The organism is Methylobacterium sp. Leaf93, from assembly GCF_001422345.1.
Classification (GTDB): domain Bacteria; phylum Pseudomonadota; class Alphaproteobacteria; order Rhizobiales; family Beijerinckiaceae; genus Methylobacterium; species Methylobacterium bullatum.
The window spans coordinates 821,131-842,926 of sequence record NZ_LMMS01000001.1; the positions used below are offsets into that span (position 1 = coordinate 821,131).

At 67.2% G+C, this 21,796-nt stretch carries 19 protein-coding genes and 1 pseudogene; 10 read left to right on the plus strand and 10 right to left on the minus strand.

The genetic code is table 11. From position 1 onward, the window contains the following. Positions 1-107: 107 nt before the first annotated feature. The 3 genes from ASF26_RS03620 to ASF26_RS03630 are packed head-to-tail and all read right to left on the minus strand — an operon-like array spanning position 108 to position 2,720. On the minus strand, positions 108-791 hold the full coding sequence (locus ASF26_RS03620; protein WP_056249602.1) for a Smr/MutS family protein: 684 nt from the start codon (positions 789-791) through the stop codon (positions 108-110). Further along, entirely contained in the window at positions 788-1,942 is a 1,155-nt protein-coding gene (locus ASF26_RS03625; RefSeq protein ID WP_056249871.1) for a murein transglycosylase A, read from the minus strand. The genes ASF26_RS03620 and ASF26_RS03625 overlap by 4 nt, the downstream gene beginning before the upstream one ends. 52 nt (positions 1,943-1,994) lie before the next feature. Then, entirely contained in the window at positions 1,995-2,720 is a 726-nt protein-coding gene (locus ASF26_RS03630; RefSeq protein ID WP_056249605.1) for a Tim44/TimA family putative adaptor protein, read from the minus strand. A 435-nt stretch (positions 2,721-3,155) separates the two neighbouring features. Here ASF26_RS03630 and secB point away from each other — a divergent pair, with 435 nt between their 5' ends. The 4 genes from secB to ASF26_RS03650 all read left to right on the plus strand — a co-directional run bounded on the left by secB (position 3,156) and on the right by ASF26_RS03650 (position 6,882). Continuing rightward, on the plus strand, positions 3,156-3,665 hold the full coding sequence (gene secB, locus ASF26_RS03635; protein ID WP_018045838.1) for a protein-export chaperone SecB: 510 nt from the start codon (positions 3,156-3,158) through the stop codon (positions 3,663-3,665). A gap of 200 nt (positions 3,666-3,865) precedes the next feature. After that, entirely contained in the window at positions 3,866-4,351 is a 486-nt protein-coding gene (locus tag ASF26_RS03640; RefSeq protein ID WP_056249608.1) for a DUF3429 domain-containing protein, read from the plus strand. 107 nt (positions 4,352-4,458) lie between these two features. Further along, positions 4,459-5,997 carry a histidine--tRNA ligase gene (gene hisS, locus ASF26_RS03645; protein ID WP_056249610.1) on the plus strand — a complete coding sequence of 513 codons (1,539 nt, stop codon included), beginning with the start codon at positions 4,459-4,461 and terminating at the stop codon, positions 5,995-5,997. A 288-nt stretch (positions 5,998-6,285) separates the two neighbouring features. Beyond that, a complete protein-coding gene (locus ASF26_RS03650) occupies positions 6,286-6,882 on the plus strand; it encodes a HupE/UreJ family protein (RefSeq protein ID WP_056249614.1) in 597 nt (198 codons plus the stop codon). A 10-nt stretch (positions 6,883-6,892) separates the two neighbouring features. Here the strand turns inward: ASF26_RS03650 and ASF26_RS03655 are convergent, their stop codons facing one another. After that, positions 6,893-7,516, minus strand: a complete 624-nt coding sequence (locus ASF26_RS03655) for an NAD(P)H-dependent oxidoreductase (protein WP_056249876.1) — start codon at positions 7,514-7,516, stop codon at positions 6,893-6,895. Positions 7,517-7,670: 154 nt separating this feature from the next. Here ASF26_RS03655 and ASF26_RS03660 point away from each other — a divergent pair, with 154 nt between their 5' ends. The 5 genes from ASF26_RS03660 to ASF26_RS03680 all read left to right on the plus strand — a co-directional run bounded on the left by ASF26_RS03660 (position 7,671) and on the right by ASF26_RS03680 (position 14,911). Continuing rightward, positions 7,671-8,606: a ring-cleaving dioxygenase gene (locus ASF26_RS03660; RefSeq protein WP_056249616.1), complete on the plus strand. Its 936-nt coding sequence runs from the start codon at positions 7,671-7,673 to the stop codon at positions 8,604-8,606. 560 nt (positions 8,607-9,166) lie between these two features. Continuing rightward, on the plus strand, positions 9,167-10,852 hold the full coding sequence (locus tag ASF26_RS03665) for a HAMP domain-containing methyl-accepting chemotaxis protein (RefSeq protein WP_200925879.1): 1,686 nt from the start codon (positions 9,167-9,169) through the stop codon (positions 10,850-10,852). 342 nt (positions 10,853-11,194) lie between these two features. Continuing rightward, positions 11,195-11,968: a ferredoxin--NADP reductase gene (locus tag ASF26_RS03670; RefSeq protein ID WP_056148553.1), complete on the plus strand. Its 774-nt coding sequence runs from the start codon at positions 11,195-11,197 to the stop codon at positions 11,966-11,968. After that, positions 11,965-12,648, plus strand: a complete 684-nt coding sequence (gene bioD / locus ASF26_RS03675; RefSeq protein ID WP_056249621.1) for a dethiobiotin synthase — start codon at positions 11,965-11,967, stop codon at positions 12,646-12,648. The genes ASF26_RS03670 and bioD overlap by 4 nt, the downstream gene beginning before the upstream one ends. Positions 12,649-13,051: 403 nt before the next feature. After that, the gene (locus tag ASF26_RS03680) at positions 13,052-14,911 is read left to right on the plus strand and encodes a KUP/HAK/KT family potassium transporter (RefSeq protein ID WP_244475815.1); all 1,860 of its coding nucleotides are present in this window, start codon (positions 13,052-13,054) and stop codon (positions 14,909-14,911) included. On the opposite strand, the gene ASF26_RS03685 is transcribed toward ASF26_RS03680, so the two are convergent. Then, a complete protein-coding gene (locus ASF26_RS03685; RefSeq protein WP_056249626.1) occupies positions 14,912-15,220 on the minus strand; it encodes a hypothetical protein in 309 nt (102 codons plus the stop codon). A gap of 335 nt (positions 15,221-15,555) precedes the next feature. On the opposite strand from ASF26_RS03685, the gene ASF26_RS03690 reads away from it, so the two are divergent. Continuing rightward, positions 15,556-16,704, plus strand: coding sequence for a histidine kinase dimerization/phosphoacceptor domain -containing protein (locus ASF26_RS03690; RefSeq protein ID WP_056249630.1), 1,149 nt, complete (start codon positions 15,556-15,558; stop codon positions 16,702-16,704). Positions 16,705-16,835: 131 nt separating this feature from the next. On the opposite strand, the gene ASF26_RS03695 is transcribed toward ASF26_RS03690, so the two are convergent. The 5 genes and pseudogenes from ASF26_RS03695 to oxlT all read right to left on the minus strand — a co-directional run. Beyond that, the gene (locus ASF26_RS03695; protein WP_056249633.1) at positions 16,836-18,371 is read right to left on the minus strand and encodes an acyl--CoA ligase; all 1,536 of its coding nucleotides are present in this window, start codon (positions 18,369-18,371) and stop codon (positions 16,836-16,838) included. A gap of 117 nt (positions 18,372-18,488) precedes the next feature. Continuing rightward, positions 18,489-19,499 (minus strand): 2-dehydropantoate 2-reductase, encoded by a 1,011-nt coding sequence (locus tag ASF26_RS03700; protein ID WP_056249642.1) that lies wholly within the window; start codon positions 19,497-19,499, stop codon positions 18,489-18,491. A 48-nt stretch (positions 19,500-19,547) separates the two neighbouring features. Next, entirely contained in the window at positions 19,548-20,324 is a 777-nt protein-coding gene (locus ASF26_RS03705; RefSeq protein ID WP_056249644.1) for a fumarylacetoacetate hydrolase family protein, read from the minus strand. 3 nt (positions 20,325-20,327) lie between these two features. Beyond that, positions 20,328-20,855: MFS transporter (locus tag ASF26_RS23025; protein ID WP_210168140.1), on the minus strand; the 528-nt coding region annotated here is incomplete at its 5' end. Position 20,856: 1 nt separating this feature from the next. Beyond that, positions 20,857-21,796, minus strand: a pseudogene (gene oxlT, locus ASF26_RS23030) (oxalate/formate MFS antiporter); the annotation flags it as partial.

Below are 21,796 nucleotides of genomic sequence, written 5' to 3' on the forward strand. Positions count from 1 at the left end.
GAGGGACTTCTCGCATATCGCGTTTCCGCATCCGGCTCAAGTCCCACTCGCGCGAGCGAATGGCGAGCCGGCCGTGGCCGTCGCGAGACGCGGTGGGGACCGACGCCTCAGCGACGTCTCAAGCGCACATAGAGCGCGCCAGCGCCGCCGTGGTGGCGCGCCGCTTCCTCGAAGCCGATGACGATGCTGCGCAGTTCCGGCGAGCGCAGCCAATGGGGAACCTGACGACGCAGGACGCCGCGCTCCGAGAACGCCTCGTCATAGCCCGACCCGCCCCCCTTGCCGGTGACGACGAGGACATGGGCGTGGCCCGCCGAGCGGCAGCGCATGAGGAAGCCGACCAGGGCGCCATGAGCCTCGGCCTGATACAATCCGTGAAGGTCGATCCGCGCCTCAACCTTGAGCGATCCGCGCCGCAAGGCGAGGCGCGCCTTGCGTTCGAGACCGGGCAGAGGCGGCGCCGTGACGACGGTCGCCGGGGCCGCGACGGGGGAGGGCGCGGGGATCGGCCTCACGATGCGTTTCGCCGGGGCCTTCACGCCGCCGGGCAAGGCTGGCCTCTCCGTGACCGGCTTCGTCACCGGTTTGGCGACGAGCCCCGGCGCTTCCGGCTTCTTCTTCGGAAGAGGCGGATCTCCCGCGGCCGGAGCCTTGGCTATCGGAGTCCTAGGGGGCGGCGTCTTGGCCATCGGCACGGCACGGCCGCGCAGCGGGGTGATCAGCCGCACGATCTCGCCCCAGAGGAACGCATCCTCGCCTGACAGGCCACGGGGTCTGCGCGGCAATCTCATGGAAGGGGCGCCATACGCGGCTTGGGCAGCAGGACCACGAAGCCGACTGCATCGCGCAGGTTGCCGGCGGCGATCCCTGCCGCTTCGCCCGTGCCGAGATAGAGGTCTCCCCGCGCCGGACCGACGATGGCCGAGCCAGTATCGGCGGCGACTACGAGACGCCCCGACGCGTCCTCCCCCGCGATCCGTCCTTCGAGCCAGAACGGCGTTCCATAGCGCCACAGGGCGGAATCGACCGCGAGGCTGCGGCCCGGAGTCAAAGGTACGCCGGCCGCTCCGGGAGGACCGAGGCCGGGATCCTCCACCTCGGCGAGGCGGAAGAAGATGTAGGAGGCATTGGCCTGCATCAGCGGCTTGGCAAGGGCCGGATTGGCGCGGAGCCAGCCGGTCCAGCGAGCCAGCGTCAGGCCCTCGAGGGGCAGGTGTCCCGCCTGGACGATGAGCTTGGCCACCGAGGTGTAGGGACGGCCGTTACGACCGTCATAGAGCACGCGGACGGCCCGCCCATCCGGAAGACGCACGCGTCCAGAACCCTGGACCTGGAGCACGAAGAGATCGACCGGATCGCGTAAGTAGAGCAGCGGCCGGGCCCGCTCCCCGATCCCGCCCTCCTCGATGGACGCACGGTCGGGATAGGGCTCGAACCCGGTGCCCGTCGTCCGTGCCGCCCGCAAGGCCGGGTCGAGGCCGGGCTTCGTCTCGCCGGGGGCGAGGCTCACGAGATCGTCTGGCCGGGCAAGGGCAGGGGTGTTGAAGCCGGGGCCGGCGACGAGGGCGCCGGTGAGTTCAGGCTCGAAATAGCCGGTGAGGAAGCCCGTCCGGCGCGGCGGACCACCCGCCTCGCCCGGCCTCACGATGCGATACGCATCGAAATTCCGCGTGAAGAAGGCCCCGGCCTCCTGAGGCTCTACCGACGCGGCACGGCTGCAGACGGCGGCGAGATCTTCCGCCTTGCCGGCGACGGTCGCGGCAATGTCCACCGGGGGGGTGGCGCAGGTCCGGCGGAACGCGTCAAGGGAGGCGACCGGGTCGGGGCCGGGAAATCCCGGCAGCGTCGCGAGGTCCACCGGCTCCAGAATCGCCCCTCCCACGCGAAGCGGCCCGGCCGCGACAGCGACCGGGCCGGGGAGACAGCCAGCGGCGATAGCCAGGGCGACGACGGACGCCCGATTGAAAAACCCACTCACGACAAACCCTGGATCCTCAGGCGCCGGCTTCCGTGGCCACCAGCTGCCAGTTCGGATCGCGGCTGCCCAGCGTACGGGCGAAGGTCCACACGTCCGGCACTTCGGCCACGGCCTCGGCATTGCCGTCGATGACCTTACCTTCGGCGTTGCGGGTGGCGGTGATGAGGTGTGAGAGGAACCGCACCGTCACCTGCGCCACCCTGTTGCGGACGTCCACGGCGACGATCTCCGCCTTGTCGAGGGAGACGAAAGTGGTCTCCACGGTCTCGCGGCGCGATTCGCGGGCGGTGATCTCGCGCTCGAACCCTTCGCAGACCTCCCGCGAGAGCAGGCTGCGGAGGGTTTTGCGGTCGCCCTTGGCGAAGGCGATCACGATGGCTTCATAGGCGCCCTTGGCGCCTTCCACGAAGGCACGGGGGTCGAAGCTCGGCTCCGCCTGGACGATGGCTTCGAGGCCATGGGCGACGGCCGAGCCGGGCTCGGCGATGCCACGCCAGTCACGGACCTCGGCCATTGCGGCGGGTGCCGAATCGGTCTGCGGCTGGCCGCGGTCCGCGCCCGGCAGGCGCACCACGTTGTCGCCGTCCGACCGCGCCGGCGGCGGATTGCGGGTCCGGTCCACGGGTTTGAACGGCGAGCGCTCGGTTCCGGTTTTCTGCCCGAGCACCGAGCGGAGCCGCCAGATGACGAACACCGCGAGCGCCAAAAAGATCAGGGTCGTCAAATCGAAGGAATCCTGCATCACCGATCCGATCGTGGCCGTCGCACGATATGTGTTCGAGGGGGGCTCCCGAAAATCCCACCGCTACGCCCTTTACCGGAGCGCCGCGCAAGGATCGAGCCGGAGAATCCAAGGATCCCGCCCTGGATGAGGAGGACGCGACCCACGATCTCAGCCCGCATATGGGACTCGCCGCGCGCCGTATCCAGCCAAGGAGTGGCCATGCCGGAGGGTTCAGGGTCAAGTGCGGATCGCCGAGTTCGGAGACGGCTTCGTTTCATGAGCCGAACTCCCGGCTCTCGCGCCTCGCCTGCTCCTGCCGCTCGTCTTGTCCGAGGTGGCCCATCGTGTTAGCGCGCTGTCGCTCGGACCCGGCCCTGCGACGATCAGACGATACGCCGCGCAGCGGATCGCCGAGGTGCCCCGAAAGACCCCGCGAAAGAGGACGAGAACGCCATGGCCGACACCCCGGCACCGAACGGCAACGGCGCGGCTCCCGCCGAAGACCAGTCGCCCGCCATCAACGCCCTGGCGCAATACGCCAAGGATCTCTCCTTCGAGAACCCGAACGCGCCGCGCTCGCTCCAGCCGCAGGAAAGCGGCCCGCAGATCAACATTCAGGTCAACGTCAATGCCAAGCAGTTGGCCGAGGCCGATTTCGAGGTCGAGCTGACCCTGGAAGGCGATGCCAAGATCAACAACGAAGTGCTGTTCGCCTTCGAGTTGAACTATGCCGGCATCTTCCGCATGCGCAACATCCCGCAGGATCAGCTGCATCCGGCCGTGATGATCGAGTGCCCGCGCTTGCTCTTCCCCTTCGCGCGCCAGATCATCGCCGAGGCCGTGCGCAACGGCGGCTTCCCGCCCCTGTATATCGACCCGATCGATTTCGTCGGTCTCTACCGCCAGAAGGCCTTCGAGGCCCAGAACCAGCAGGCCGGGCAGACCGGACCGCTGGCTTCCTGATTCGGCGAGACATCGTCGATCCCGGAAACGCCTCGGCCGCTCTGCGCGCCGGGGCGTTTTCCGTTTCGGGATGCAAGCTGCGTGTTGCACGTGAAAACAGCCGCGCTTGGACTCCGACGCCGATCGATGCGCACCGCATGCCGGAACCCCGCTCCGGCGGGAGGGTTTCTCGGCGAAGCACAGCGAGAAGCGGTGACGGAATGGGTCGGGACGACAAGCGTACGTTAACCGTGAGCGAACCCCGTGCCGTGCCGTGGCTCGGCATCGTCTTCGGTTACGGCCCGATGCTGCCCTTTACCATCGGCGCGGCACTGGCTTGGTGGCGGCGCGACGATCTCGGGGATGCGATCCTCTACCTCACCATCCTCTGGGGCTGTGCCATCCTGCTGTTCCTGTCGGGCGTGCGGCGCGGCGTCAGCTTCCGCACAGAGGGCGGCCCCACCTTCATCCAGATCGCCACCATGCTCGGCCTGTTCGGCCTCGGCTTCGTCGCCCTGCTCTCCGCTTCCCTCGGCCTGACGGTGCTGGCCCTCGCCCTCCTGATCGCCGGCTTCACCACCGTGGCGATCCTCGATCCCATCGCCGCCCGCACCGGGGAGGCGCCGCTCTTCTTCGCACGCCTGCGCCCGACGCAGATTCCCATCGCCATTCTCAGCCTGTGCGCCCTGCTGGCCTTGAAGATCTGACGACGACGCGCCTTGCCACGCCCCATGCCCCCGCGCGCTTGCCGCTCGGGGACGCGCGGGATAGAGCCCGGCTGACACCGACAGACCGAACGTAAAGCGAAGACACCATGGCCAAGGCCGATCCTAACAAGGTTGAATCCACGAAGGCCGATACGTTGAAGGCGCGCCTGCCGCGCGGCTTCGTCGACCGCCGCGCCGATGAGATCGCCGCGCAGCACCGGATGCTGGAGACGATCCGCCAGAGTTTCGAGCTTTACGGGTTCGAGGCGCTGGAGACCCCCTTCGTCGAGTACACCGAGTCCCTCGGCAAGTTCCTGCCCGATCTCGACCGCCCCAACGAGGGCGTATTCTCCTTCCAGGACGACGATGAATCCTGGCTGTCCCTTCGCTACGATCTCACCGCGCCCTTGGCCCGGCACGTGGCCGAGTATTTCGACGCGATCCCCAAACCCTATCGCAGCTTCCGCGCCGGCTACGTCTTCCGCAACGAGAAGCCGGGCCCAGGCCGGTTCCGCCAGTTCATGCAATGCGATGCCGACATCGTCGGCGCGGGCTCCGTCGCGGCGGATGCCGAGATCTGCATGCTGATGGCCGACACGCTCGAAAAACTCGGCCTGTCGGGCCAGTACGTCATCAAGGTCAACAACCGGAAGGTGCTCGACGGCGTCATGGAGGCGATCGGCCTTGCGGGCGAGGACAAGGCCGGGCAGCGCCTCACCGTACTGCGGGCCATCGACAAGCTCGACCGCCTCGGCGTCGAAGGCGTGCGCCAGCTCCTTGGCGAGGGCCGCAAGGACGAGAGCGGTGATTTCGCGAAGGGGGCAGGGCTTTCGCCCGACGCCATCGAGCGGATCCTCGCCTATGTCTCGTTCCAGGCAGCTCCCGACGCCGAGGGCGACCGGATGGCGTTCTGGGAACAGTTCTTCGGCTCGTGGAGCGATGTGGTCGGCTCGTCCGAGACCGGCCGCGAGGGCATCGCCGAACTGCACGCGATCATGCGTCTCTGCGCGGCGGCGGGCTATGGCCACGACCGCATTCGGGCCGACCCCTCGGTGGTGCGCGGCCTCGAATACTACACCGGCCCGGTCTACGAGGCCGAGCTGACCTTCCCGGTCACCAACGAGGACGGCCAGACCGTTCGCTTCGGGTCGGTGGCGGGCGGCGGTCGCTATGACGGCCTCGTCGGGCGCTTCCGCGCCGAGCCTGTGCCGGCCACCGGCTTCTCCATCGGCGTGTCGCGGTTGTTCTCGGCGCTGCAACTGACCGGGAGCCCGCTTCTCGAAGGGACCGCGAAGCCCGGCCCGGTGGTGGTGCTGGTCCTCGACCGCGACAACATCGCCGATTACCAGCGCCTCGTGGCGCGCCTGCGCGAAGCTGGCATCCGCGCCGAACTCTATCTCGGCGGATCGGGCATGAAGGCGCAGATGAAATACGCCGACCGGCGCGGCAGCCCCTGCGCGATCATCCAGGGCTCCAACGAGCGCGAGGCCGGCGAAGTGCAGGTCAAGGACCTGATCGAGGGCGCCAAGGCGGCGGGAGCCATCGCCAGCAACGCCGAATGGAAGGCGGCGCGCCCGGCCCAGTTCTCGGTGAAGGAAGACGAGATGGTCGAGCGCGTCCGCGAGGTGCTGGCGCGGCATTTCTGAGGACGGCTTCGCCCGATCTTTGCGCTGGATCCCGGCCACCTTCCGCTTCGCTGCAGATGGCCGGGAAAGGGGCGGGGTTATCCGCCCTTTCACCGCGATGGGAGAGGCCGTTCCGGGCCGGCCATCCCTTGGCCCTCTGTCTTTGCTGGCTGCTTGGACCACAACGGAAGGCGAGCCGACACCCGCGGAAGAAGGGCCTCGCCATCGGCGGCACGGCCGTTGCCAGGACCGGTCACGTCCGGCATTCAGGGCGCGTGACGGCCTTTAGGGCTTCGGGGGAGAGTGGGAATGAGACGCTGCGTTCGAATTCTGCCGGGTCTGGCACTGAGCCTCATGGCCGGCCCTGCCCTCGCCCATACAGGACAGGGCGATGCGTCGGGCCTTGCCCATGGGTTCCTGCATCCCCTGACCGGTCTCGACCACATGCTCGCCATGGTGGCGGTGGGCCTCGTCGCCGCGCAGGTCGGCGGCCGGGCGATATTCCTGGTCCCGCTGTCGTTCCTCGGCATGATGGTACTAGGCGGCGCTCTCGGCGCGGCCGGCGTGGCGCTCCCGCATGTGGAGACCGCCATCGCCCTGTCCGTGGCCGTGCTCGGTGCTGCCGTCGCCCTGCGGGTGACGATGCCGGTCGCGGCGGCCATGGCCCTCGTGGGCGTCTTTGCGGTGTTCCACGGCCATGCGCACGGTGCCGAGATGCCGGAGGCGGCCTCCGGTCTCGCCTATGGCGCCGGCTTCGTGGCCGCCACCGCCCTGCTTCACGCCGCGGGCCTCGGTCTCGGCCTCGGCATGGGGCGTCTCGGTGAGGGGAATGGGCGTCCGGCCCTGCGTGTCGCCGGCGCCGCTTTCGCCGCCGCCGGCCTCGGTCTCCTGGCCGGCGCTTTCTGAAGCCGGCGCCCTAAAGCGTTCGCGCCAGGGCTCCGGCCTCGGTGCGGGCCTGCTCGCGGGATTGCCGGTCGAGATCGGCTCCCATCAGACCCTTCTCCACCGCGATCTGGTGGACATCGGTGACGCCGACCATGCGCAGCCAGGTCGCCATGTAGGTCGATTGGTGATCGTAGATATCGGCGGGGAAATCCTCGCCGATGGCGACGCCCCGCGCATTGACGACGACCGCCGTCGCCTCGAGCATCCCGTTCTGGCCGCGCTCGTCGAAGGTGAAGAGCAGGTCCTTCTGGGAAACCAGATCGAACAGGTGCTTGAGCTTGTAGGGAATGGTGTAGTTCCACATCGGCACCGCGAACAGGATCAGGTCGGCGGCCTGGAACCTGGCCGCCAGCACGCGGATCGCGACCCAGGCCTCCTCCTGCGCCGGGCTTAGGGCGTCACCTGCCAGCGCCGCGTACTTGCCGGCCAGCGCCTCCCCGTCGAAATCCGGAAGCGGTGTGTTCCAGACGTCGAGCACGTCAACCGTGCCCTCCGGATGCGTCTCTTCCCAGGCGTCCAGGAAGGCGCGGGCGACTTCGATCGACGCCGAGCGCTCCTTGCGCGGTGACGCTTCGACGTAGAGCAGATGGGGCATGCGGCAGGCTCCTATGGCGGTGAGCAGGGAGATGTATCGCCCATCCGGCTCCGGCCCAGTGTCGGGCCGCTTTTCCGGATGATCCGCCGGGCCATCGCATTCCGTGGACGGACGACCCATCTCTGCAGGACATCGTCATTCGCAGGACAGGCCGATGCACCTCACCGGACTTCACCACCTCACCGCCATCACCGCGCGCGCCGCCGACAACGCGGCCTTCTACACGCGGACACTCGGGCTGAGGCTCGTGAAGAAGACGGTGAACCAGGACGACGTCTCGGCCTACCACCTGTTCTACGCCGACGGAATCGCCGCGCCCGGCACTGACATGACGTTCTTCGACTGGCCGGCGCCCCCCGAGCGCCGCGGCACCGACAGTATCGTCCGGACGGCGTTCCGCGTCTCGGGAGAGGGCACGATCGCCTGGTGGCACGAGCATCTCGCCCGCGAGGGGGTGACCCACAACGAGCCGATTCTGCGCGACGGCCGCCTCAGCCTGGATTTCGAGGATGCGGAAGGCCAACGCCTGATGCTGGTGGATGATGGCGGCGCCGGAGATGCCCATCCCTGGCCCGCCAGCCCGGTGCCGCTGGAGCGCCAGATCCGGGGCCTGGGACCGATCCGTCTCAGCCTCGCGCGGATCGGGGCGACGGAGGCCGTGCTCGCCGAGGTGCTCGGCATGAGCCACGCCCGGAGTTATGACGTGCCGGAGGGCGAGGTTCGCGTCTGGCAGATGGGCGAGGGAGGCGCGGGGGCCGAGCTTCACCTCTTGGAAGAGCCCGGCCTGCCGCCGGCGCGGCAGGGAGCGGGGGCGGTCCACCACGTCGCCTTCCGCATCCCCGATGCGGATTACGGCAGTTGGGCCGACCGGCTGAAGCAGCGTCGCATGCCGTCCAGCGGGCCGGTGGACCGCTATTACTTCCGCAGCCTCTACTTTCGCGAACCCAACGGCATCCTGTTCGAGATCGCAACCGACGGTCCCGGCTTCACCGCCGACGAGCCATTGGAGACTTTGGGCGAGCGCTTGTCCCTGCCGCCCTTCCTCGAAGGTCGTCGCGCCGAGATCGAAGGGGGTCTGAAGCCCCTGTGATCGCAAGGTCACCGGACAAGGCAGGTTTCGTAAGAGACGAGCGCTGACCTGGATCGGCTGCGGTCGAGCGGCCGATGGAACCGGAGGCGGGCGCTCGGGGGCGCCATCACCTGCCTCGTCGGCGTGAGGTTACTCGAACGAAGCGGCGCACGGGCCATTCGACGCGCCCGCTGCATCCCACAGGCAAGCATCGCCTCGATCGGCGATGATCCGCTCGTCTGCACGCAGCCCCTGGGCAGGCTGATCGGACCGGCTCTGCCGGTGATCATGCTCGCTCCCAGACAACTACACTATGCAAGTGATACAATCTTCATCACCTGAAGGGGCTGATTCTGGAGTGAGTGGCGCCGGGACCCAGGCCGGAGAGGGTCGGACTGGAATGTCGCCTGAATTTCCCGGTCCTATACTATTGAATACAGTTTTTATTCAAAATGTATTTCAATTAACGAATATTTAGTCTGTATTCGTGATAATGGACAACGGAGGCGAAACCTCCCGTCGGCAAGAGCAGTGAACAGGCCCCCGACACCCTCCCGTCCTATCGAAATTCAGGCTGAACGATGTCGAAGTTATCGATCGCAAAGAAGTTGGGATTATTCTCAGGTCTCGGCATTCTCCTGGCGGTTGGATTGGTCGCCAACCAGTGGATGGGCAACCAAAGGATCACTCAGTCGATCGAAGCCGTCAGTCGGGAGCAGACGATCCTCGACGGCATCAAGAACGCGCAGCTCGGCCTGTCACAGATTCAGGTCGCCTTCCGCGACGCGCGCCTGTCGGACACGGAGGAGACCTACAAGGAGGCCGTCGGCCGGATCAGGACGTACTTCGATTCAGCCCATGAGGGACTCAAGGCACCGATCCGTATCGCCCTGAAGCCCGACGTCCTCAAGGACATCGATGCCGGGCTGGCGCAGTTCACGGAACTCGCCCTCAAGTCGGCGGCTACCATCACTTACGACCAGGGTCGCAAGAGGATCGACGAGGCGGCCCTGGCGTTGGCGGGGGAACAGCGGAATGGCGCCCGCAGGAAGGCGCTCGTCGCCATCGAGCAATCGTTGTCCAATGCGCAGCGCTTCACGGACGAGGCGCGGCAGTCGTCGATGGGCGCCGTGGAAACCGCCAGCCTGCTGGGCCTCGTGATCGGAGCCGTGGCGATCCTCCTTCAGGGCGGCTCGGCCCTCTTCTCCATGATGACGGTCGCCCGCCCGATCCGCGGAATGACGGAAGCGATGAACCGGCTCGCCGCTGGCGATGTCGAGGTCGCGATTCCGGACCGGACACGCACGGACGAGCTCGGCGCCATGGCGGAGGCCGTGCAGGTGTTCAAGGACGGCATGATCCGCAACCGCGCCCTCGAGATCGAAACCGAGCGCCTGCGCCTCGCCGGGGAGACGGAACGCAAGGTCGGCATGCATACCCTGGCCGACGAGTTCGAGGCGGCGGTCGGCGGGATCGTGAGCATGGTGTCCGCGGCGGCCACCGAGATGCAGGCCACGGCCTCGCAACTGACGGCCTCCGCCGAGGAGACGTCGGCCCAGTCCAGCGCGGTGCTGGCGGCCGCCGAGGAAGCATCGGCCAACGTCACCGCCGTGGCCGGTTCGGCCGAGGAGCTTGGTGCCTCTGTGGCGGAGATCGGCCGGCAGGTCGCACGTTCGGCTGAGATGACGGCCGCCGCCGTCCGTGAGGCGGAGCAGACCGCACTGGCGGTCGCGGAACTCCGTGAGGTCGCCGCCAGCATCGGCGACGTCGTGAACCTCATCTCCAACCTCGCCGGCCAGACCAACCTCCTCGCCCTCAATGCGACGATCGAGGCGGCGCGGGCCGGAGAGGCGGGCCGTGGCTTTGCGGTGGTGGCTTCGGAGGTGAAGGAACTCGCCAACCAGACCGCCAAGGCGACGACGGAAATCTCCGCAAAGATCGCGGCGATCCAGTCCTCGACCCGCCAGGCGACCAGCGCCATCGACGGGATTTCCTCGACGATCCACGGGATCGACGAGACGGCCGCCGTTATCTCCGCATCGGTCTCGCAGCAGGATGCCGCGACCCGGGAGATCGCTGGCTCGGTGGCGCAAGCCTCGATCGGGACAGGCGAGGTCAGTGCCAACATCACCGGCGTCGCCCGAGCGGCGCAGGAGACCGGCGCCAGTGCCGGCCAGGTGTTCACCGCCTCGTCGGAACTGGCGCGGCAGGCCGAGCGGCTGAGCTTGGAGGTGCAGAAGTTCCTCCACACGGTCCGCGCCGCCTGAGCAGAAGCTCATCTCACCCGTCACGTCCGGAGCCATGTGCGCCGCCCGCCTCGCGTTGAGGCGGGCGGCGCACATGGCCGGTCCCCGACCGTTCCATCCCGGCGACTGTCACCGGAATGCGCGCCGAACCCTACTTCCTGCGTCTCTTCCCGCATCGTCACGAGCCGGAATTGGCACGAGGTCGCATCCCCCGTGGCGGCGATGCCTCAAGTCAGAGCGATTCCAGACAGTTGGCGGTTTCGCTGCCTGCGCGCCTGCTATGCCTTGACGGGCGCGCCGCAGGTGCGAGAAGACCCGGCTGAAAGCCGAGATTCGCAAGCGAAGTTTGAGACGGACCCGTCGATGAGCAAGTTCAACGAGGAGCGTGTGTTGAGCGTCCACCATTGGACCGACACGCTGTTCTCCTTCCGCACGACCCGCGATCCCGCGTTCCGCTTCCGCAACGGCGAGTTCGTGATGATGGGCATCGAAGTCGAGGGCCGGCCCCTCCTTCGCGCCTACAGCGTGGTCTCGGCCAATTACGAGGAGGAGCTCGAGTTCTTCTCGATCAAGGTCGAGAACGGCCCGCTCACCTCGCGGTTGCAGCACCTCAAGGTCGGCGATCCGATCATGGTCGGCAAGAAGCCCACCGGCACTCTGGTGCTCGACAATCTGCTGCCGGGTAAGAACCTCTACCTTCTCGGCACCGGCACGGGCCTGGCCCCGTTCATGTCGATCATCAAGGACCCGGAGACCTACGAGCGTTTCGAGAAGGTCGTCCTCGTCCATGGCTGCCGCCAGGTCTCCGAACTCGCCTATGGCGAGACGATCACGCAGGACCTGCCCAACCACGAGTTCCTCGGCGAGGTCATCACCGCCGGCTTGATCTATTACCCCACCGTCACCCGCGAGCCCTTCCGCAACCGAGGCCGGATCACCGACCTGATGACCTCCGGCAAGCTGTTCGAGGATATCGGTCTGCCGCCGATGTCCGTCGAGAACGACCGCTTCATGCTCTGCGGCTCGCCGGACATGATCCGCGACACCCGCCAGCTTCTCACCGACGGGGGCTACGAGGAGGGCAATCACGGCGAGGCCGGCCACTACGTCATCGAGAAGGCCTTCGTCGAGAAGTGAGCACGCGTGCCCGCGCCGTCTTCGTCGCCGGCGCCGGGACCGAGATCGGCAAGACCTACGTCACCGCTTCCCTGACGCGCGCCCTGCGCCGCCGGGGAAGCGACGTGTCGACCCTGAAGCCGCTGGCGAGCGGTGTCCCGCCCTTTGGCGATCCGTCTTTTCGCGAGAGCGACACGGCGATTCTTCTGGAAGCCCAGGGATTGCCGGTGACGCCCGAGACGGTGGAGGCCTGCTCGCCCTGGCGCTTTCTCGCACCGCTCGGCCCCGATCTCGCCGCGGCGCGCGAAGTGCGGAGCCTTCGCCTCTGCGACCTCGTCGGCTGGTGCGAGGACCGTCTGCAGGGAGCGGATCCCGAGACGATCCTCGTTTTCGAGGGCGTCGGCGGCCTGATGAGCCCGGTGACGGCGGAGGCGACCGGTCTCGAGTGGCTAAAGGCCCTGGCCCTGCCGACGATCCTCGTCTCCGGCAGTTATCTCGGGGCGATCAGCCACGCGCTCACCGCGGCGGAGACCCTGCGCTGTCACGGGCAGACGCTGCTCGGTGTCGTCGTCTGCGAAAGCCTCGGCGCGCCGACGTCGCCCGAGACGGTCGCGGCCGCCATCGCCCGTCATGTGCTGGCTCCGGTCCACTGCATCGCCCGCGACGGCGAATGCCCGGAGGCCTTGGTGCGGCTGGTATAGGCCTTACGACAGAACGCAGCGAGAGAAGCCTCGATGACGAAGTCCGCCATCGACGTCTCCTGACAATCCGTCACTCCCGCCGATCGTGACGATCGAACAAGGCGTTCATCGCCAAACCCTTGTACGGAGTTCGGTCTCACCTTTGCCGATCTCTGTTGCCGATATGGCAGGCAAGCGGGCAGGCGTCATCGGTGCGAGGGGGCATGGCTTCCTCACCTCTCCGTTACTCATGAAATCCCTCCCTGGACGGTGGAGCCGCCACCGCTAGGTTTGGTCAGGCGGCGACCCGAGCGCGTCCGGGCTGCCCGCGAAAGGAAACGCCCCTTTGGCCCAACACGCATCCGCCCATGGGGCTTCGGCGGAGAGTGCAGGTTCGAAGAGCGCGGATCCTCCGCGCGCCGGCCTGCCTCTCCTCCTCGGGGCGCTCGGCATCGTCTATGGCGATATCGGCACCAGCCCGCTCTACGCCTTCAAGGAAGCCGTGCGGGCGGCCTCCGGCGGCGGCCCGCCCCAGGCCATCGCCGTGGTCGGTGCGGTATCGCTGATCTTCTGGGCCCTGATCCTCATCGTCTCGCTGAAATACGCGGTGCTGATCCTGCGCGCCGACAACAGGGGCGAGGGTGGCATCGTCGCCATGCTGGCACTGCTCGGCGCCCGCCATGCCAAGCCCGGCACGCGTCAGGCCGTGCTCCTCGTGGTCGGCCTCGTCGGCGCGGCCCTGCTCTACGGCGATGGCGCGATTACCCCGGCGATCTCGGTCCTGAGTGCGGTGGAGGGGCTCAAGGTGGCGGCCCCCGGCCTCGATCATGCCGTCCTGCCCATCACCATCGCCATCCTCGTCGGGCTGTTTCTGGTGCAGAGCAAGGGTGTCGCTTTCATCGGGCGCATCTTCGGCCCGGTGATGGTGGTGTGGTTCGTCGTCCTGGCGCTCCTGGGCCTCGGTGGCATCTGGCACGCCCCTCAGATCCTGGCCGCTCTCAACCCCTGGCGCGCGGTGGATTTCCTGGTCCATGCCGGCTGGCACGTGAGCTTTGCCATGCTGGGCGCGGCCTTCCTCGCCGTCACCGGTGGCGAGGCGATGTATGCCGATCTCGGCCATTTCGGCGCGAGGCCCATCCGCCTCGCCTGGTTCGGCCTTGTCCTGCCGGCCCTCGTTATCCATTACTTCGGTCAGGGCGGCCTGCTGCTGGTCTCACCCGACGCCATCGAGAACCCGTTCTACCGCCTCAGCCCGGATTGGGCCTATTACCCGCTGATCGCTCTCGCAACGCTGGCCACCGTCATTGCCTCGCAGGCCATCGTCTCGGGCGTGTTCTCGCTCACCCAGCAATCGATCCAGCTCGGCTTCCTGCCGCCCATGCGGGTGATCCACACGGCGCGCGAGGAGCGCGGGCAGATCTACGTGCCGGTGATCAATTGGCTGATGGCGGCCGCGACTCTGACGGCCGTCCTCACTTTCGGCTCCTCCGACAAGCTGGCCGGCGCCTACGGCATTGCCGTGTCGTCGCTCATGGCCATCACCACCCTGCTCGCCGCTCTGGTGGCGCTGAAATGGGGCTACACCCCCATCGCGGTCTTCGCGGTCAACGGCTTCTTCCTCGCCATCGATCTCGTCTTCCTCGGCGCCAACAGCGTGAAGCTGTTCGAGGGCGGCTGGTTTCCCCTGGTGCTGGCCGGCTTCGTCGCCTTCCTGATGCTCACCTGGCGCAAGGGAAACATCCTGGTGGAGGAGGCCCGCGCGACGTTGCGGCAGCCCGAGGCGGAATTCATCGAGCAACTGCGCCGCACGCCGCCGATCACCCTGCCGGGCAACGCGGCCTTCCTGTCCTCGGCCACAAGCGGGATCCCGCTCCACCTGTCGCGCTTCGTCGAGCGCAGCCATGCCCTGCACAAGCGCATCCTGCTCGTCACCGCCCTCTACGAGGAGGCGCCGAGCGTGCCACGGACCGAGCGCGCCGAGGTGACGGAGATCACCCCGGACATATTCCGCCTCGTCCTGCATTACGGCTTCATGGAGGACGCCTCGATCCCCGACGGACTGCGATGCGCCGTCGAATGCGGGACCCTGCCGAAGGAGTTCCTCGACGACCTGACAATCTTCATCGGCCACGAGACCATCATCCCGAAGAGCGACGACCGGGGCATGGCGACATGGCGCGAAACGGTCTTCGCCTTCCTCCTGCGCAACGCCGAGACCACCGGCGCGCAATTCTGCATCCCCACTCGCCAACTCGTGGAGGTCGGCACCGAGATCGAGATCTGACTATTCGGCGTCCGGGCTGCGCGGCATCCGCGCGGCCACGCATTCGCGCATGGCGTCCTCGATCCTGGCGGCCTTGGCGTTGCCGTAGGAGGCGACGTCATCGATGCATTTCAGGAAGTAGCCGGCGGTGAAGCTCTCGCTGACGCCGTTGAACGACTTGCCGAGACGCGAGGCGATCTGCATGCGGTCCATGGCCGTGCCCTTGCTCCATTCCGTGAGCGGGTCGTTCATCGACAGGGCTTGTGCCGGGGCGGATGTCAGGAGCGTCGTCGCTACGAGGACGGCACGGGCAGCTCTCTCGTCGATCATCTCGTATCCTCCCCCCGATCACGCCGGCTGATCCGTAGTTCCTTCGACACAGGCTTTCCGGGGAATAGCAAAATCTTCTCGTATAGACAATAATCTAAAGTCATCGACGCGTATTGTGGTATTTTTCCATTATAAGTAATTATTATGTAACCTGCCGTCCGACTCTGATGGTCTTCTCCCGTGCGGACTGTTGCTAAAGCGTTGCGGCCGATCCGGTCCTCCCCGTGCCGTCCTCACGCAAGTTGCGCCGGTCACCCTTGCATCCGGCCTCCCGGCACCGCACAGACCGGACGGCGTTCTTCTCATCTATCCAGCCGGTCGCAGGACCATTTTCCATGACCGACGTCTCACCCGCCCTGGCCTTGCGTCTGCGTCAGCAGGCCCTGCTCTCGGATTTCGGCGTCGAGGCCCTGCGTGCCACCGAGCTGTTGCCCCTGCTGCATCGCGCCGTCGAGCTCTGCGCGGAAGGCATGAAGGCCGAGTTCTGCAAGGCGCTGGAATATTCCAGAGAGCAGGATTGCCTGCTGATCTGCGCCGGCGTGGGCTGGAAGGACGATGTCGTCGGCAAGGCCATCATAGGGGCTGATCTCGCGTCCCCGGCGGGCTTTGCCCTCAAGACCGGCCAGCCGGTGATCTCCAATCACCTTCAGGTGGAAACCCGGTTTCGCACGCCGCAGATCATGGCCGACCACGGCATCAAGCGGGCCATCAACGTGCTCATCGCCAACCGCGACGGGCATTACGGCGTGCTCGAAGTGGACGACACCCGCGAGGGCAAGTTCGAGGAGGCGGACATCGCCTTCATGCAGGGCTTCGCCAATCTCCTCGGCGGCGCCATCGAGCGTCAGCGCGGCGAGGCGCGGCTGAAGGCGGCCCTGGAACGGCAGGACCTCCTGTCCCGCGAGATGAGCCACCGGGTCAAGAACAGCCTCGCGGTGGTCGCCGGGTTCCTGGCCCTCCAGGCTCGCGGCTCTGACGACGAGAAGGTGAGGGAGGCCCTGGTCGATGCGCGCACCCGCGTCGAGGCCGTGGCCGCGGTCCACGATCAGCTCTGGCGGCAGCCGACCCTCGGCGCCATCGATGTCTCGGGCTTCCTGGAAGCGCTCTGCGGCAAGCTTCAGGAGAGCGCCCGGCGCCACCTCATTCGCTGCGAGGCGGTCCGTCTCGACATTCCGGCCGATCTCGCGATTCCGCTCGGCCTCTTCGTCAACGAGCTCGTCACCAACGCGATCAAATACGCCTATCCCGACAGCGAGGGCGAGATCCGGGTCACCGCCCGTCCGCTTGAGGAGGGGGGCCTCGTCATCGGCGTCGCCGACGATGGCGCCGGCCTGCCGGACGGGTTCGACCCCACCCAGGCCCGGAGCACGAGCCTCGGCATGCGCATCATCAACAATCTCGGCCGCCAACTCGGCGGCCCGCTCACCGTGGCGCCCGACGTGAAGGGCGCGCATTTCTCGCTGAGGATGCTCCTGCCCTCATAGCGGAACGCGAACGACGCCCGTTCCCTCGAAGTGCCGCTACGATCGATCGAAACGGGCCATGAGAGACAAGGCCGTCCCCGGATCGTTTTCCGAGGACGTCTTTCCAAAGGCGGGCGGGAATGCCCCCGCCTTTACGCCAGGCCGAGTTTCTGGGCGAGGCCGATACGCTGGAGCTTGCCGGTGGCGCCCTTCGGGATCTCCTCGAGGAAGATGATCTTGGCCGGCACCTTGAACGGGGCGAGGCGCTCGGAAGCGAAGCCCCGCAGGTCCTTTTCCGAGAGAGCGTCGTGGCCCTCGCGCAGGACGATGGCCGCCACCACGTCCTCGCCGAGCTTGTCGTGCGGCATCGCGAAGGTGATGCACTGGGACACCGCCGGGTGATCCATGAGGATCTCGTCCACCTCGCGCGGGGAGATCTTCTCGCCGCCGCGGTTGATGATCTCCTTCAGGCGCCCGGTGATCGAGAGGTAGCCCTCCGGGGTCAGCGTGCCCTGGTCGCCGGTGCGGAACCAGCCCTGCTTGGTGAAGGCTTCGGCATTGGCCTTCTCGTTGTTCTCGTAGCCGGTCATCACGTTGTCGCCGCGGATCACGATCTCGCCGGTCTCGCCGGCGGGCAGGGGCTCGCCGTCATGGTCGACGATGGCGATCTCGGGGCCGGCGGCGAGGCCCACCGAGCCGGCGTAATGCGGCCGGGGCGGCAGCGGGTTCGAGGCCATCTGGTGGGCGGCCTCGGTCATGCCGTAGGCTTCCAGCAGGGGCGCGCCGAACACCTCCTCGATCTCCTTCATCACCTGCGGCGGCATGGAGGACGAGGAGGAGCGGATGAAGCGCAGCGGGTTGGCCGCGATGATGTTCTTGTTGCGGGCGGCGCGGCCCAGGATCGCCTGATGCATCGTCGGCACCGCCGTGTACCAGGTCGGGCGGACCTCTCCCATCCAGCCGAAGAACTTCAGAGCGTTGAAGCCCGGCGTGCAGCAGACCTGCCCGCCCGCCGAGAGCGGTGCCAGGATGCCGGCGATGAGGCCGTGGATGTGGAACAGCGGCATGATGTTGAGGCCGCGATCCTCGGCCGTGAAGGCGAGGGTGGTGCGGATGTTGCGGGCCGAGGCGCAGACGTTCGACTGCTTCAGCGGCACGATCTTCGGACGCGACGTGGTGCCCGACGTGTGGAGAACGAGGCCGATATCGTCTGGATGAGCCGGGCCGCCCTGCGCCGCCGGCGTCGCATCTGAGGCGGGGAAGGCGAGGGTGAAGCTGCCCGCGCCCTGCTCGGGCGTCGGGGTCAGGCGCACCACCGGCACGCCGAGCTTCTCGGCCACCGCCACCGCCGGGCTCTGCGACCCTTCCGCCGCCACCAGCAGCTTGGCGTTGAGGTCGGTCAGGTAGAACTCGAACTCGTCGGCCTTGTAGGCGGGGTTCAGCGGCGCCGAGGTGGTACCCGCTGCGATGGCGATGAAGGCGGCGGCCATTTCCGGGCCGTTGTCGAGCACGATGGCGACCCGGTCGCCACGGCCGATTCCCTGCGCGTTGAGAGAAGCGATGGTGCTCTCCGTGAGCGCCCGCAGGGTCCCGAAGGTCAGGGGAACGCCGCCAGGGCTCGACAGGGCGGTGGCCTCGTCAGCGCCCGCCTGGATCAGGGCGTGCAGGGTGGTTGCGGTCTCGGCCATGGTAGATGTGTCCTCATCGTCAGTTGCCTTCGGGGAGGAGAAGGCGGTCCGCCGCATGGGGAGCGGCACATGTTCACGCGGATCGGCGGTCGCGGGCGACCGCCGGGGAAACGGTGGTCAGGCCGTCGCGATGGACAGGCGCCCCTGCGCCCGCTCGAGGCTCTGGGACAGCAGCCGCATCAGGGCATAGACGGTGCCAATATGCGGGGTCGGGGTGTCGGTGAGGCGTCCGAGTTCGATGATCGAGCCGACGAGGGCTTCGAGTTCGATCGGCCGTCCGGCCTCCACGTCCTGCAGCATCGAGGTCTTGTGCGCGCCGACCTTCTCGGCCCCGGCGATGCGCCGCTCGATCCCGAGTTTGAACGTGATGCCGAGCTTGTTGGCGATGGTCTCCGCCTCGCGCATCATGTCGGCGGCGAGCGCCCGCGTCTCCGGGAACTGGCAGATATCCACCAGGGTCGCGTGCGAGAGTGCCGAGATCGGGTTGAAGCTGAGATTGCCCCAGAGCTTGAGCCAGATCTCCGCCCGGATGTCGCTGGTGACGGGCGCGCGGAAGCCCGCCTTGATGAGGAGCTGGGCCAGGGTCTGGACCCGCGGGCTCATGGAGCCGTCGAGTTCGCCGAGACCGAAGCGGTGGCCCTCGATCACCTGGACCACGCCGGGTTCGGTGAGGACGGCCGCCGGATAGACCACCGAGCCGATCACATGCTTGGGGTCGAGATACTCGGCGATGAGCCGGCCCGGATCGGCGGTTTCCAGGTGCGTCCCGGCGAGTTCGCCGCCATGGCCACCCGAAAAATACCACCACGGGATGCCGTTCTGCATGGTCACGACGATGGTGTCGGGGCCGATGAGGTGGTGCAGGTCGGCCGCGATCGGCCCGACCTGATGCGCCTTCACGGTGAGGAGCACCACGTCGTGGACGCCGGCCTCCTCCATGGACTTGGTGGCCTTGAGGTTCTTCACGTGGATCTCGGAGCCGTTCTCCTCGATCAGGCGCATGCCGTTGGAGCGGATGGCATCGAGATTGGCCCCGCGTGCGATGAAGGTGACGTCCTCGCCGATATTCGCGAGGCGAACCCCCAGAAATCCGCCGATGGCGCCTGCGCCGACGATCGCGATGCTCATGCTGATGTCCTCATTGTCCGGATGTCGTGTCGGTCTGGTCTGTGCGGTTCAGGAGAAGCGGTTCGACAGGATTCCGATCCCCTCGATCTCCACCTCGACGGTGGCGCCTTTCGGGATCGGGCCGGAACCGTTGGAGGTGCCGCAGGCGATGACGTCGCCGGGCTCCAGCGTCATGCCCCGCGAGATCATGGCGACGATCTCGCGCGGGCGGAAGATCATGTCCGAGAGGGGATAGGTCTGGCGCTCGCGCCCGTTCACCCGCACCTTCACCGAGAGCGCCTCGGGGTCGAGATCGGTGGCGATGGCCGGGCCGAAGGGACCGAACCCGTCGAGCCCCTTGGAGCGCGTCCATTGGGCGAAGCTCGGATCGGCCTTGAGGATTTCCAGCGCGGTCACGTCGTTGACGCAGGTGTAACCGAAGATGTGGTCGGCGGCCTCGTCCGGCGTGAGGTCGCGCGCGCTCCGGCCGGCGACCTTGCCGATGACGATGCCGAGCTCGCCTTCGAACAGAATACGACCGGCGCAATCCGGCACCGCGATCTCGGCGCCGCTCGGGCGATAGGTGTTGGCCGGCTTCAAGAGGAACAGCGGGGCGACGGGCGGGGTCAGCCCCTGCTTCTCGGCCATGGCGGAGAAGTTGTTCCACAGGGCGATGACCTTGCTCGGCCGGCAGGGCAGGTCGATGACCACCTCGGCGAGGGGCAGGATCTCTCCCGTAGCCCGGGGCGCGTCGAACAGGTCGCCATCGTGGACAGTGACCTGGTCTCCGTCGAGGCGGCCGAAGCCGGCGCGTCCGTCGTGGGTGTATCCGATCCAGCGGGCCATGGTTCAGATGCTCCGGGCAACGATACGGGCGCGCCAGGGCTTCAGCAGCACGATGGCGAGGAGGGAAGCGAGGATGTTTGCGCCGGCTGCGACGAGGAAGACGCCGTCCCAGCTGTTGGTGGCCTGCTGGAGGTAGTTGGCCACGGGCACGAGAAGCGCGGCGGTGCCCTTGGCGGTGTAGAGCAGGCCGGCATTGGTGGCGGCGAACTTGGTGCCGAACGTGTCGGTGCAGGTGGAGGGGAAGAGGGAGTAGATCTCGCCCCAGGCGAAGAACACGAAGCCCGAGAGCAGGACGAACCACAGGGGATCGTGGCCCCAGAGGTAGAGCATGTAGATGCCGAAGCCTTCCATGGCGAAGGCGATGAACATGGTGTTCTCGCGGCCGATCTTGTCCGAGACCCATCCGAAGAACGGGCGGGTCAGGCCGTTGAGAACGCGGTCGATGGTGGCCGCGAAGGTGATGGCGACCATGGTGATGCCCATGATGGTGACGGGCACCTTGTCGACGCCGATATCGGAGGCGATGGGCTTNGAGAGCAGGACGAACCACAGGGGATCGTGGCCCCAGAGGTAGAGCATGTAGATGCCGAAGCCTTCCATGGCGAAGGCGATGAACATGGTGTTCTCGCGGCCGATCTTGTCGGAGACCCATCCGAAGAACGGACGGGTGAGGCCGTTGAGGACGCGGTCGATGGTGGCCGCGAAGGTGATGGCGACCATGGTGATGCCCATGATGGTGACGGGCACCTTGTCGACGCCGATATCGGAGGCGATGGGCTTGAGGTTGGCGGTGATCATCAGGCCGCCGGCGCCGACGATGACGAACATGAAGTACATGAGCCAGAAGATCGGCTGGCGGGCGACTTCTCCGGGGGTGTAGTTGCGCCGGGTCTGGATGATGTTGGCGTTGGCGACGACTTCCGGCACCTGGCCCTTCTTGGGCGAGGTGAAGAAGAAGGCGAGCGCGCAGACGACGAGGCCCTGGCCGATGCCGAAGTTGAAGAAGGCGGCCTGGAAGCCGTGGTCGGCGATCATCCACTGGATCGGGGCGACGGTCAGGGCCGAGCCGGCGCCGAAGCCGGCGGCGATGATGCCGGCGGCGAGCCCGCGCTTGTCGGGGAACCACTTCAGGGCCGAGCCGACGCAGGTGCCGTAGACGGCGCCRGCGCCGATGCCGGCCACGACCTGGCCGAGATAGAACATGTTGAGCGAGGCGGCGTAGGAGTTGATGACCCAGCCGATGCCGCAGAGCGCGCCGCCGAACAGGACGACCACGCGCGGGCCGTACTTGTCCACGAACCAGCCCTCGATCGGGACCAGCCAGGTCTCGAACAGCACGAACAGGGTGAAGGCCCACTGGATCGCCGCCCGGTCGAAGCCGAACTTCTTCTGGATGTCGGGGACGAAGAACGTCCASCCGTATTGYAGGTTGGCGATCATCACCATGCAGATCACGCCGATCACMAGCTGAC